10 protein-coding genes and 1 pseudogene are annotated in these 13,395 nt (G+C 59.6%); 4 read left to right on the plus strand and 7 right to left on the minus strand.

All coding sequences use genetic code 11. The features are described 5' to 3' along the window. Positions 1–615: 615 nt before the first annotated feature. The 5 genes and pseudogenes from PMI27_RS14825 to PMI27_RS14810 form a co-directional block, all read right to left on the minus strand. The gene (locus PMI27_RS14825) at positions 616–1,794 is read right to left on the minus strand and encodes an integrase core domain-containing protein (protein WP_024164571.1); all 1,179 of its coding nucleotides are present in this window, start codon (positions 1,792–1,794) and stop codon (positions 616–618) included. 216 nt (positions 1,795–2,010) lie between these two features. After that, a complete protein-coding gene (locus PMI27_RS32485; RefSeq protein WP_443200786.1) occupies positions 2,011–2,892 on the minus strand; it encodes a methyl-accepting chemotaxis protein in 882 nt (293 codons plus the stop codon). Continuing rightward, positions 2,872–3,975: pseudogene (locus tag PMI27_RS32490) on the minus strand (HAMP domain-containing protein); the annotation flags it as partial. The gene PMI27_RS32485 and the pseudogene PMI27_RS32490, both read right to left, overlap by 21 nt. A 108-nt stretch (positions 3,976–4,083) precedes the next feature. After that, positions 4,084–5,475, minus strand: coding sequence for an aminotransferase-like domain-containing protein (locus tag PMI27_RS14815; protein ID WP_008154606.1), 1,392 nt, complete (start codon positions 5,473–5,475; stop codon positions 4,084–4,086). A gap of 875 nt (positions 5,476–6,350) precedes the next feature. Then, on the minus strand, positions 6,351–7,112 hold the full coding sequence (locus PMI27_RS14810) for an SDR family oxidoreductase (RefSeq protein ID WP_008148064.1): 762 nt from the start codon (positions 7,110–7,112) through the stop codon (positions 6,351–6,353). Positions 7,113–7,347: 235 nt separating this feature from the next. Between PMI27_RS14810 and PMI27_RS14805 the strand changes: the two genes are divergently transcribed. Then, the gene (locus PMI27_RS14805; protein WP_008148062.1) at positions 7,348–8,352 is read left to right on the plus strand and encodes an NADP-dependent oxidoreductase; all 1,005 of its coding nucleotides are present in this window, start codon (positions 7,348–7,350) and stop codon (positions 8,350–8,352) included. An 84-nt stretch (positions 8,353–8,436) separates the two neighbouring features. On the opposite strand, the gene pyrF is transcribed toward PMI27_RS14805, so the two are convergent. After that, positions 8,437–9,135, minus strand: a complete 699-nt coding sequence (pyrF, locus tag PMI27_RS14800) for an orotidine-5'-phosphate decarboxylase (protein ID WP_008148060.1) — start codon at positions 9,133–9,135, stop codon at positions 8,437–8,439. 292 nt (positions 9,136–9,427) lie between these two features. Here pyrF and PMI27_RS14795 point away from each other — a divergent pair, with 292 nt between their 5' ends. The 3 genes from PMI27_RS14795 to xopAW all read left to right on the plus strand — a co-directional run bounded on the left by PMI27_RS14795 (position 9,428) and on the right by xopAW (position 12,203). After that, positions 9,428–10,186, plus strand: a complete 759-nt coding sequence (locus tag PMI27_RS14795; protein ID WP_033053235.1) for a response regulator — start codon at positions 9,428–9,430, stop codon at positions 10,184–10,186. After that, the gene (locus PMI27_RS14790) at positions 10,186–11,235 is read left to right on the plus strand and encodes a sensor histidine kinase (protein WP_008148055.1); all 1,050 of its coding nucleotides are present in this window, start codon (positions 10,186–10,188) and stop codon (positions 11,233–11,235) included. The genes PMI27_RS14795 and PMI27_RS14790 overlap by 1 nt, the downstream gene beginning before the upstream one ends. A gap of 113 nt (positions 11,236–11,348) precedes the next feature. Then, the gene (xopAW, locus tag PMI27_RS14785) at positions 11,349–12,203 is read left to right on the plus strand and encodes a XopAW family type III secretion system calcium-binding effector (RefSeq protein WP_008148053.1); all 855 of its coding nucleotides are present in this window, start codon (positions 11,349–11,351) and stop codon (positions 12,201–12,203) included. A 126-nt stretch (positions 12,204–12,329) separates the two neighbouring features. Here the strand turns inward: xopAW and PMI27_RS14780 are convergent, their stop codons facing one another. Continuing rightward, positions 12,330–13,385: an AI-2E family transporter gene (locus PMI27_RS14780; protein ID WP_008148051.1), complete on the minus strand. Its 1,056-nt coding sequence runs from the start codon at positions 13,383–13,385 to the stop codon at positions 12,330–12,332. Positions 13,386–13,395 lie beyond the last annotated feature (10 nt).

A 13,395-nucleotide genomic window follows, 5' to 3' on the forward strand; every position in this document is an offset into this window, starting at 1 on the left:
CTCCCACAGGGGAATGGTGTACATCTGCGACTAATTGGTCGGCTGTCAGGTCGCCTTCGCGAGCAGGCTCGCTCCCACAGGGGAATGGTGTACATCTGCGAGTAATTGGTCGGCTGTCAGGCCGCCATCGCGAGCAGGCTCGCTCCCACAGGGGAATGGTGTACATCTGCGACTAATTGGTCGGCTGTCAGGTCGCCTTCGCGAGCAGGCTCGCTCCCACAGGGGAATGGTGTACATCTGCGACTAATTGGTCGGCTGTCAGGCCGCCATCGCGGGCAAGCCATGCTCCTACAGAAGCAAAGCGGCGTACATCATCCGCTTTTTCACCACTCAACAGGCCGAGCGTTAGCTCGCCTGCAGCTCTTGATCTTGATCCACCCGCCCCTTCGGCAGGCTGAGTGGAGGTGTTCATCTGGGGGGTAGGCGCGAAGCGCCGTGCGGCGAAGCCGCACACATCGAGAGGAGGTCGAAGCGAAGCCGACCGGAGGCGATGCCCCCAGATGAATGCCGGAGCGAAGGAACGCCGAGCCTAAGCGAGGGGCCGGACGCTCGGGGCGAGTGAAGGGATCAACCACATAGGTAACAAAACAGTTCAGTCACATAGGTAACACCTGATCACTTATTTCTGATTACTTTGAGCGTCAGATAAGCATCTTTGGCGTCCCTTTCATCAACGCGGCCTAGTACTACCGGCCCAAAAATGATGTCCCAAACACCCTCGCTGACGCTCTCCAATCCGACCATTTCATGTTTAAGCACATAGCCAACATAGATTCTAAGCCTTCCTTTGTTCACCACCCCGTTTGAGTCCGTCCGGTAAGCCTCAACATGGCTTGGGTATCTCATCTCCGGCAGCTTTTCCGGATAAGCTCGTAAAGAGCTTGTGTAGCACGATCCCGGTGTTTTCTGCCCCAGAGCCTCATGAAGACGTTCATGATTGTAGTGCTGCATGAACAGGTCAAAATGCTTCTGCTGGGCTCCCCACTCAATTTCCGGCGGTCTTGGCAGTGTACTTTTCAGCGTGCGGTGCATGCGTTCATGCCGCCCGTTCTGCTCTGGTCGACCAGGTTGAATCCTTTCATGGATGATGCCCAGATGGGCCCACCAGATGGATAGCTGTGATAAACCAGCACGTCCTCCGCTGGCAAAAGGAACGCCATTGTCCGTGCGAATACGTTCAGGCATCCCGTAAGTCCTGAACAGCCTTTCAAAGGTCGCCTTAGCGGCCTTGAAGGTCGTGCTGGGCATGCTTTCGCAGGCCAACAAGAATCGGCTGGAGTGATCCATTACCGTCAACGGGTAACACCAGACACCGTCTCCCGTCAGGTATTGACCTTTGTAATCAGCGCTCCAGAGCTGGTTTGGGCGATCGGCCTTCTGAAGCGGTTTGGGATAGACAGCGACACGCTGACGTAAACGCCGCGGCGTCACCAGCCCCGCCTTTTTTAGCACGTTGTAGATCGTGGTTTTCGAGGGCGGGGGCTGATCCGGAAAACGCTCACTTAAGGCCGTCTGAATTTTCTTCGGGCCCGGAGTGGTTTGTCCTTGGGCGCGTAGCTCAAGAATGGCCTCCTTGACCGCAAACGGCACCGCCTGAGCTTGGGAATGCCGCTTGCGACTGCATTCCGCCAAGCCATTAACGCTGTCCGCGTTGTAGCGCGCCACCCACTTGTAACCGGTTTTGCGACTGATGCTGTGAGCCGCACAGAGTTGGCTGAAGTTGAGTCGCCCGGACAAATAGTCGGCGATGAACATCACTTTCAGGTCCATAGGTTTCAGCTCTCGCCACGGCATGGTCAGATCCTCGGAATCGACCAGTACCAGTTAAAAACTGTTACCTATGTGCTTGAACTGTTTTGTTACCTATGTGGGTGAGTCATACCCGAGCGTTTTTTTGCTTACTTTTTTTAGGCGCTTGTAAAAAAAGTGAGTCGCCGTAAGGGCGAAACCCTAAGTAGCCGTTACCGCAGCAACGGATATGTACTCAGTCAACAAAACACAGCTCCAAAATCAGAGCCGAAAGTGCCCCACCATCCCCTTCAACTCAATCCCCAACTGCGCCAACTCAATACTGGAAGCCGCATTCCCCTGCATCGCCAACGAAGACTGATCCGCACTGGCCCGAATACTCGTGACACTGCGATTAATCTCCTCAGCCACTGAACTCTGCTCCTCGGCAGCTGCTGCGATCTGCTGGTTCATCTGCTGAATCAAAGACACTGCCGCTGCAATACTCCCCAGCGCACTCTCAGTCTGCAACGCATCACTCACCGCCAGTTTCACCAGCTCGCCACTGTTCTGAATCTGCTGAACAGAAGACTGAGCCGCCGAACGCAAGGCGCTCACCAGTCGTTCAATCTCCTCGGTCGATTGCTGAGTGCGCTTGGCCAGGGCCCGCACTTCATCGGCTACCACCGCAAAGCCCCTGCCCTGCTCGCCGGCTCGAGCCGCCTCGATCGCGGCGTTGAGGGCCAACAGATTGGTCTGCTCGGCCACACTCTTGATGACGCTCAGCACTGTGCCAATGTTCTGGATCTCGGCACTCAAGCTTTCGATGCTCGAACTGGCCGAGGTGGCTGAATCCGCCAACTGTTCGATCCGCGCCATGCTCTGGCGCACCACCTGCTGACCACTTTCAACCTTGCCGTCCGCCGTCTGCGCTGCCTGAGCGGCCTCCTCCGCATTACGCGCAACGTCGTGCACGGTGGCGGTCATCTGATTCATCGCGGTAGCAACCTGTTCGGTTTCTTCCTTCTGGCTGCTGACTTCAAGATTGGTCTGCTCGGTCACCGCTGACAGCGACTGCGCTGAACTGGCCAACTGTTCGATACCCGCCTGCAAACCGCTGACAATACTGCTAAGCCCTGCGCCCATCTGCTGCATGGCCTGCATCAGTTGCCCGATCTCATCACGACGGGTCACTTCAATCGTCGCACTCAAATCGCCAGCAGCAATCTGTTGAGCAACACGGATCACACTGCGCAGCGGTGCCACGATCAACCGGGTAATCACCCAGGCCGCAATCAGCCCGACCAGCAGCGCCAGCGCCGAGGAACCAATGATCAGCAGCGAGTTCTTTTTCAGCTCCGCCTGCATCGACTGGTCTTCGGCGACATAAGCCTGATCCACCCGCTCCACCACCTGAGAAGCGCGCTGATGGAGTTGCTCATAGACGGTTTTTTCCTGCGCCAGCAGGCCGGTGTACTCGGCGAGTTTTTCGCTGAATCCGCCAATGTGCCCGACCACTTCATTGAGGACAGTTTGGTAACCCTCATCCTTGACCGTGGTTTTCAGCTGCTCGGCCTGGGTCAGTGCCTGGTCGGCCTGCTCGATCTTGCCCTGCCCTGCGCTGTCGTCGCCCTTGCGGCTCTGGTCCAGGCGCACACGCGCTTCGTTCATGGCTTGCAACATCAACCGCGACACCTGGCTAACCTGATTGGCTTGTTCGATGAACTGCCCACCGTCCTTGCCTTCGGACTCCTTCAAGGCATAAGCGCCGTCATCGGCCAGCCCGGCCTGCAGCACATCGAGGTTGTTGGCTACGCTGGACACCGACCAACTGGCCATCTCCAGTGCCAGGTCCTTGGCCTGGCTGAGCGAGACGAACTCGTCGAAGGCCTTGCGGTAAGCCCCCAGGGACTGCTCGACGTCATTCATCACCGGCACGTTGGCCGCAGACGCCGCTTTCAGTTGGGTTGCCAGGGCAATCAGGCCGTCAACGCCCTCGCGCAGCGCATCAGCGGTTTTCGGATTGCCGTGCAAGGCGTATTCCTGCTCGAGCAGTCTCACCTTGAGCAAACCGCTGTTGAGCGACGACATCTGCTTGAGCCCGTCGAAGCGCTGGCTGATGGTTTGCAGGGACCATACGCCGATGGCTGCCACCAAGGCTGTCAACAGCAGCACCAGTACAAACCCGACACCCAGTTTTTTCGCCATACCGAGGTTGGCAAAACGTCCTTGCACGGCCGAAATCATTGCACTTAGTCCCCTGACATAGTCTGTTGACGCAGATTCGCAACGGGCCTGTATCAACACAAGTCTCTGGCGTCGGAATAATGGCAAAAAGCTACGCCGCCGTCGTTTTCAGAACGCTTGAGGTCGATCCGGAGCGGTGGCCTGAAAAAACGCCCGGGCTCGCGGATCACAGGCATAGGCCACATTGATTCGCTGCCAGTCACCGGCCTGTGCGGTGGGGCTGAATGCCGTCGCAGAAGACAACAGGACACCGAAGCGCTGGGCTTGTTTGCGCACCAGAGCGTAGTCGGACATCCTCGATCGCGCCCAGATGAACAAGCCTCCGACCGGCTTGCCGAACACCTCCCACTCGGCGTCTTCAAGCACCTGTAACGCCGCCTCCCTGTCATTGCTCAAACGCTGGCGCTGGCGCTGGACCAGTTTGCGGTAGGCACCGCTGGCTAAAAGGCTTGCCAGCACCGACTCGCAAAACCGTGAAGCGCCCATGCTGCTGATCATCTTGACCTCGGCCAGCCGCGAAATAACCTCGGCGCCGGCCACTACAAAACCGACCCGCAACGAACTGCTGAGGGTTTTGGAGTAGCTGCCGACGTAGATCACGTTGTCATCGACACCCAAGGCAGCGAGGCGCGTACCGGGGCCGCTGTGAAAATCCGCATAGACATCGTCTTCGATTACCAGAACGCCATAGGTTTTGGCCAGTTGCACAACCCCCTGCGCCACCGCCGACGCCAGGCTGCTGCCAGTGGGATTGTGATAGAAGCTATTGATGAAGATCCCGCAGGGCCTGTACTTCACCAGCAGCGCCTCGAGCACTTCAATGTCCGGTCCGCGCGGGGTTCGCGGCACCTCGATCATGCTGACCCCGTGCAACCTGAGCAAATCGAACAGCAAGGAATAACCGGGATTCTCCACCACCACGCAATCACCCGGCTTGAACAAGGTCCGCACGATCAGGTCCAGCCCCTGACTGGCCCCCGCCGTTGTCAGGATCCGGCTTTCCTCCACCACGATATCCAGATGTTTCAGGCGTTTGTGGATCTGCTGGCGCAGGGCTGGCAGGCCCAGCGGCGTGCTGTAGTTGAACAGGCCGGTCATGTCGGTGCGACTGACCTGTCGGATCGCGTAGCTCAGGTCGTCAGTTTCGCGCCAGCTCTCTGGCAGTCCGCCACACCCCAGCTTGAGCTCGCCCGAGGTGCCGCCCTGTTTCATTTCTGCCCCCTCGAACCAGGGGCAATCCTGTTGCCCCTGAGCGGCCAGTGCAGGCATGGCGACAATGAATCCGGCGCCATGACGCGACGCCAGCACCCCTTGAGCCACCAGACGCTCACAGGCCTCAACGACACTGGACTGACTGAGCAAATTGATCCGGGCGATTTGCCGCACAGAAGGCAAACGCGTCCCCGGCGGCACCTCGCCACGGCAAAGCCAGCAGGCTAGCGCGTCGACGATTTGCTGTACGACCGGCACCAATGCCTGTCGATCGATTCTCAACTCCATGAGCAAGCAAACTCCTGTCCGTTTTGCGGGAAACAGTTAATCACAGGAGCGCTCGATCAGTTGTGCGACAACGCCGCTAAAACCGTCGATTCTAACTATTTGAAACACATTGTCCGGCGCCTTTAAGGAACCGAAAAAACCTGCACAAATGCGTAATGCTGTTTACTAAAGCTCGGTGTTTCCAGGTACACACCTGCGTAGTGAGGGGGCGGTGGATCGAGGGTCGACCAGTTTTTTTTGTGTGCATATCCGTTTTTGTGGTCACGGCGGCTTAGGGTTCCGCCCTTACGGCGGGTCACTTGGAAAAGCCCCAAGTAACCAAGGGCTCTTGCCCCTTTCGTTCGGTGCCTCGCTAAGGCTCGGCATGCCCTCGCTCCGGTCCTGCTCCGTGGGCGAGCTAACGCTCGGCCTGATGAGTGGTGAAAAGCAAAAGCTGTACACCGATCTGCTGTATGTGGGAGCGGCGGTGCGACGATTCGACTTGCTCGCGAAGCTGTTGACCTGCCGTTGCCGTTGCCGTTGCTTTGGCTTTTGATCTTGATCTTGATCTTGATCTGCTTGCCCCTTTCCCAGAGGCCGAACGCAGGTATTGCGCAGGGGGCACCGCGGCAAGGATGCCGCGGTAGCCGCCCCCGGCCATGGATGGCCGATGGCGGCGGGCCCCCGGAGCAATGCCGGAGTGAGGGCATGCCGAGCCTAAGCGAGGCACCGAATGGCGGGGCAAGAGCCCTTGGTTACTTGGGGCTTTTCCAAGTGACTCGCTGTAAAAGCGAAACCGCCAGCCGCCATCACCGCAGAAACGGATATGCCCCCGACCTTAAGCGAACAGCATCACGCACAAATGCGGTCTTTTTCCTACGTTGCAGTGCCTGGTTTCAAAACGCCGTAACGCCACCGTCCACCGCAAGCGAATGCCCCGTGGTGAACGCTGCGCCGTCGCTGCACAGGTACAGCACCGCGCTGGCGATTTCCTCGACCTTGCCGATGCGCCCGACCGGGTGCATGGCATTGGCGAACTCGCCTTTCTTCAGGTCAGCTTCATAGGCACGGCGGAACATGTCGGTGTCGATCACTGCCGGACACACCGCGTTCACCCGAATCTTTTTCTTGGCGTATTCGATGGCCGCCGATTTGGTCAGGCCGATCACCGCATGTTTCGACGCCGCGTAAATACTCATCTTCGGCGCAGCCCCGAGGCCGGCTACCGATGCGGTGTTGACGATTGCACCGCCGCCCTGAGCCAGCAGTAATGGCAACTGGTACTTCATGCACAACCAGACGCCTTTGACGTTGACGCCCATGATCGCATCGAATTCATCGACCGTGCCTTCGGCCAGTTTGCCTTTCTCGATCTCGATGCCGGCGTTGTTGAAGGCATAGTCGAGACGGCCGTAGGTATTGACCACTTCATCCATCAGATTTTTTACATCGCTTTCCAGCGTGACGTTGCAGCGTACGAAGGTGGCTTCACCGCCAGCAGTACGAATCAGCTCTACCGTGCCCTCACCACCTGCCGCGTCCAGGTCGGCCACTACCACTTTCAAGCCTTCAGCAGCGAATGCCTGGGCAGTCGCGCGGCCAATACCATTGGCAGCGCCCGTCACAACGGCAACCTGGCCAGAAAACGTCATGCTCATTGTTATGTCCTCGAAGAGAAGATGCGGGGGATCGCGTGTTCTCAATCTAGCCACAAGGGCCTGCGGCGCGGCAGCACTATCAGAAGGCCGGTTGGGCGCCCATGAGTGACAGTGATAAAACCGCGGGCTCGACTATCACTGCACTGGATCGATGTGCATTCGCCGCATCAGCCAAACTTGCGGCATCGTTCATGAAGGTCTATCAACAAGTCTTCATTCATCTTGAGTGCCTGTCATGACTACCCAGACCAATCGCCAGTTCCTGCTTGCCAAACGTCCGGTGGGCGCGGCGACCCGCGAGACCTTCACCTATCAAGAAGTACCGGTCGGCGAACCGGCTGCGGGTCAGATCCTGGTCAAAAACGAATACCTGTCCCTGGACCCGGCCATGCGTGGCTGGATGAACGAGGGCAAGTCCTACATCCCGCCGGTCGGCATCGGCGAAGTAATGCGCGCATTGGGCGTAGGCAAAGTCGTTGCATCGAGTAATCCGGGCTTCGCGGTCGGGGACTACGTCAATGGTGCCTTGGGTGTGCAGGATTACTTCCTCGGCGAGCCACGAGGTTTCTACAAGGTCGATCCGAAACTGGCGCCTCTGCCGCGCTATCTGTCGGCGCTGGGCATGACCGGAATGACCGCCTATTTCGCCCTGCTCGATGTCGGCGCGCCAAAGGCTGGCGACACCGTGGTGCTGTCGGGCGCGGCCGGTGCGGTGGGCAGCATTGCCGGGCAGATCGCCAAGATCAAAGGTTGCCGGGTCGTCGGCATTGCCGGGGGCGCAGACAAATGCCAGTTCCTGATCGACGAACTGGGTTTTGACGGTGCCATCGATTACAAAAACGAAGACGTCCAGGCCGGCCTCAAGCGCGAATGCCCGAAAGGTGTCGATGTGTATTTCGATAACGTCGGCGGCGATATCCTCGACGCGGTGTTGAGTCGCCTGGCCATGAAGGCGCGGGTGGTGATCTGTGGCGCCATCAGCCAGTACAACAACAAGGAAGCGGTCAAAGGCCCGGCCAACTACCTGTCGCTGCTGGTCAACCGCGCGCGAATGGAAGGTTTTGTGGTGATGGACTATGCCGCGCAGTTCGCCGCCGCCGGACAGGAAATGGCCGGCTGGATGGCCAAGGGGCAACTCAAGAGCAAGGAAGATATTGTTGAAGGACTGGAGACGTTCCCGGAAACGCTGATGAAGTTGTTCAGCGGCGAGAATTTCGGGAAGTTGGTGCTGAAGGTATAAAAGCATCGCGGGCAAGCCATGCTCCTACAGACGGTGAAATCTGTAGGAGCAAGGCTTGCCCGCGATTGATTTTGCAGTCGCCGCTTAAGCCAGCTCTGCCACCACAGCGGCCAACGCCTTCGCCGGATCCGCGGCCTGGCTGATCGGACGGCCAATCACCAGATAATCGGAACCGGCATCCAGCGCCTGACGCGGGGTCAGAATGCGGCGCTGATCGTCCTGGGCGCTGCCCGCTGGACGAATCCCCGGAGTGACCAGTTGCAGCGACGGGTGCGCCGATTTCAGGGCCTGGGCTTCCAGGGCCGAGCACACCAGACCGTCCATCCCGGCTTTTTCCGCCAACGCGGCCAGGCGCAACACTTGCTCCTGCGGCTCGATATCCAGACCGATACCCGCCAGGTCTTCACGCTCCATGCTGGTCAGCACGGTCACGCCGATCAGCAATGGTTTCGGACCGGTGCGCTGGTCAAGCACTTCGCGGCATGCGGCCATCATGCGCAAGCCACCGGAGCAGTGCACATTGACCATCCACACGCCCATCTCCGCAGCCGCCTTGACGGCCATGGCGGTGGTGTTCGGAATGTCGTGGAACTTGAGGTCCAGGAACACTTCGAACCCCTTGTCACGCAGGGTGCCAACGATTTCCGAAGCGCAGCTGGTGAACAGTTCTTTACCGACCTTGACCCGGCACAGCTTCGGGTCCAACTGATCGGCCAGCTTCAGTGCGGCGTCACGGGTGGGAAAATCCAGGGCGACGATGATAGGAGTCTGGCAGGCGGACATGAGTGGGCTCTCAGGCAGGTCGAAATCGGCGCGCATTGTAGCGGAACCAGCGCCTCTGCGGGACCCGATGATCGGTAATTCGTCGAGACGGCTCAAGCAAGACTAGCCCTTGCACCCATTGTGTCGAGTCAGATACACACATGACATGCCTGCAACACCCTTCAACGTTACCTTCGGCAGCCGCAACACGTCCTACAGCACTTCCCGCCTCCGGGCCGGACGCCTATGCTGAAACCACAACCTCGCAGCCCATCTTTGTGGTTGGCAGCCTACCTGGCAGATGAACGCACGCATGCACAACCTCCACGCACCTGTGAACGACGATCAAAAAGCGCCCGGCGACGACAAACGCTGGAGCATTCGCGCCCTGATCGTCGACGATGACGTCCCGATCCGCGAACTGATGATCGACTATCTGGCCCGGTTCAACATTCACGCCAGCGGCGTCACCGATGGCGCCGCGATGCGCCTGGCGCTGCAAGCGGAGCATTTCGACGTGGTGGTGCTCGACCTGATGCTGCCCGGCGAAGACGGTTTGTCACTGTGCCGCTGGCTACGCGCCGAATCGGACATCCCGATTCTGATGCTCACTGCCCGCTGCGAACCCACCGACCGGATCATCGGCCTGGAACTGGGCGCCGACGACTACATGGCCAAGCCGTTCGAGCCTCGCGAACTGGTCGCGCGGATCCAGACGATCCTGCGCCGGGTGCGCGACGACCGCACTGAACAACGGGCGAACATCCGTTTCGACAACTGGCGCCTGAACAGCGTGCTGCGCCAATTGATCGCCGCTGATGGCCTGGTGGTGCCGCTGTCCAACGCCGAGTTCCGTTTGCTCTGGGTGTTCATCGAACGTCCGCGCCGGGTACTCAGCCGCGAACAACTGCTGGATGCCGCTCGCGGTCGCTCGATCGAAGCCTTTGATCGCAGCATCGACTTGTTGGTCTCGCGCCTGCGCCAAAAACTCGGTGACGACCCGAAAGCCCCGCAACTGATCAAAACCGTTCGCGGTGAGGGTTATCTGTTCGACGCCAGAGACATCGGCTGATGCGTGCGCGCTTCGATACGCTCTTCGGCCGCCTGTTTGGCATGCTGCTGGTGGCGATCATCCTGGCGCACGTGTTGGCGTTTTTCTGGTTTCACTATTACGGCCCGCCGCCGCCCCCTCCGCCGCCGGGTTTTTCCGAAAACTTCGACGGACAGCGCCCACCGATGGACCCGCGCTTCGGAAATCGGCCACCGCGGCCGTGGTTCGGCGGTCCCTTGGTGCCGCTGACCTTTCAGCTGGTCTCGCTGATCATCGCCGCCTGGTACGGTGCCAAACTGCTGAGCCGGCCGATTCAGCGCCTGAGCGATGCTGCCGAGCGACTGAGCGAAAACCTCGACAGCCCGCCTCTGGATGAGTCCGGCCCACGGGAAGCACGGCAAGCGGCACACACCTTCAACAAGATGCAGCAACGCATTCGTGAACAAGTGCAGCAACGCTCGCGGATGCTTGGCGCCGTCTCCCACGACCTGCGTACGCCGCTGTCGCGGCTCAAGCTGCGACTGGAGCAGATCGACGACAACAAATTGCAAGGCCAGATGCGTCAGGATCTGAACGACATGATCGGCATGCTCGACGCCACGCTCACCTACCTGCACGAGCAGCGCACCAGTGAGGCCCTGCAATGGATGGACGTGCAGGCGCTGGTCGAATCCCTGAGTGAAAACGCCCAGGACCAGGGCGCCGATGTTCTCACCAGCGGCCACTGCGCACCGTTGCAAGTGCAGCCGATGGCCTTGCGCTCGTGCATCAACAACCTGCTGGACAATGCCCTGCGTTATGCCGGGCAAGCACTGATTACGCTCGACGACACGCGCGAAACCCTGGTGATCCGGGTCATCGATCATGGGCCGGGTATTGCGGCGGATAAACGTGAAGCCGTGTTCGAGCCATTCTTTCGTCTGGAAGGATCGCGCAACCGCAACTCCGGTGGCGTCGGACTGGGCATGACCATCGCCCGCGAGGCGGCCGAACGCCAGGGCGGACACTTGAGCCTGGAGGAAACGCCCGGTGGTGGCCTGACAGCAGTGATTCGCCTGCCCCGAGCCTGATTACCCGCTCTGTGTACCGCTCGGTACAAACTTCACATACCCACGACAACTTGCCCCTTGAGGCTGCATAAGCCGGTGCACCCACCGGTTATCCATTCCAAGGAGTGAGCACAATGATTGGTAGCGTCAGCAGTTACACGAGCTATTCCAGCACCAGCAGCACCACAACCAGCTCCGCACGCAGTCAGCAATTTCAGAAAGATCTGCTCGCCAAACTCGACAGCAACAGCGACGGCGCGGTGGATCAGGATGAACTCAAGAGCGCACTGTCGCAGAAAACCGACGACGGTCTGCTGGTCAGCCTGAGCAAGAATTTCGCCGACCTGGACAGCGACGAAAGCGGCAGCCTGAGCAGTGAAGAAATGGCCGCGATGGCCCCTCCGCCGCCACCGCCACCGCCACGGGACCAGGCACCGAATACCGAACTGGCTGACGCGCTGATCAGCGCCCTGGACGCCGACGGTGACGGCGCCATCAGCAGCGATGAACTGAGCAACGGCCTGGCCAACGCCGGTAGCAGCGCCGACAGCACAGAAATCTTCTCGGCCCTGGACAAGAACGAAGACGGCTCCGTCAGCCAGGACGAACTCGCCGCCAGCCTCGCCCCGCCTCCGCCGCCACCTCAACAAATGTCCAGCGAAGAACTGTTCAGCCAGCTCGATGCGGACAGCGACGGCAGTGTCAGCGCCACCGAGCTGACCAGCGCGTTGCAGACCAGCAGCACCTCATCGACCAACACCGACACCAGCGCCGCGTTGCTCAAAGTGCTGGATAGCGACAGCAGTGGCGGCGTCAGCAGCGACGAATTGAACGCGGCGTTGCAAGCCGGCCGCGAGCGAAACACCAACAGCTCCACCGATCAGTCGAACGTGACCGAAGCCCTGAACAAAATGATCGCCAACCTGAGCAAGCAGTATTCGCTCGACAACGTGGCGACCGTGGGCAAATACCTGAACGTCGCGACCTGAGTCAAAAGCATCGCGAGCAGGCTCGCTCCCACATTGACTTGTATCGATAACAAATTATGTGATCAATGCAGATCAACTGTGGGAGCGAGCCTGCTCGCGATGAGGCCCTAAGCCCCAACGAAAATCTCAGGGCCGGCGATCCTCAACCCGGGCCTGACTCTTGCTCCAGTCGTTCAGCAGGCTGTAGGCCACCGCCAACAACGTCGGGCCGATGAACAAGCCTATAAACCCGAAGGCAATCAGCCCGCCAAACACCCCGAGCAGGACAATCACCAACGGCAAATTCCCGCCCCGGCTGATCAGGTACGGTTTGAGCACGTTGTCGACGCCACTGATGATGAACATCCCCCAAATCCCGAGAAACACCGCCATCCCGTACTCGCCCTTCCAGGCCAGCCAGGCCGTGGCCGGAATCCACACCAGCGGCGGTCCCATCGGAATCAGGCTCAACAAAAACGTGACGATCCCCAGCACCAGCGCCCCGGGTACCCCGGCAATCAGAAACCCGATCAACGCCAGAACCGCCTGGGCCGCTGCCGTCCCGATCACACCGTTCACCACCCGCTGCACCGAGCCCGCTACCAACTCAATGTAATACCCGGCACGCTCACCAATCAGACGTTCCAGCAACCCGTGAACAAACGCTGCCAGGCGCGGCCCGTCACGGTAGAAAAAGAACACGAAGACGATACTCAACGTCAGCTCAAGTATCCCGCCGCCAATCTGCGCACTGCGCGCCAGCAACCAATTGCCGACCTGACCCAGATAAGGTTTGACCGCCAGCATCATCGCCGCGCCCTGCTGATCGATGCTGTTCCAGACCCCCACCAGCCGCTCGCCCACCAAGGGAATACTGCCCAGCCAGGCCGGCGCTTCCGGCAGCCCGTCGACCTGCACATCCTTGATGAATGCCGTGGCATCGCGCACATGGTCCGCGAGGTTGAACCCCAGCCAGACCAACGGCAATGCCACCAGCAACATCCAGCCCAGCGTCAGCATTGCGGCCGCCAGGGATTCGCGACCATTGAGCAAACGCGTCAGCAAACGCATCAACGGCCAACTGGCAAACGCCAGCACTGCGCCCCAGAACAGCGCCGACCAGAACGGCGCCATCACCCAGAAACTCGCGCCAAACAGCACCAGGAGCAGGATCTGCACCAACAGCCGATCGTTATTGATCATCTAAATCTCG

The sequence above is a fragment of the Pseudomonas sp. GM41(2012) genome (assembly GCF_000282315.2).
Classification (GTDB): Bacteria; Pseudomonadota; Gammaproteobacteria; order Pseudomonadales; family Pseudomonadaceae; genus Aquipseudomonas.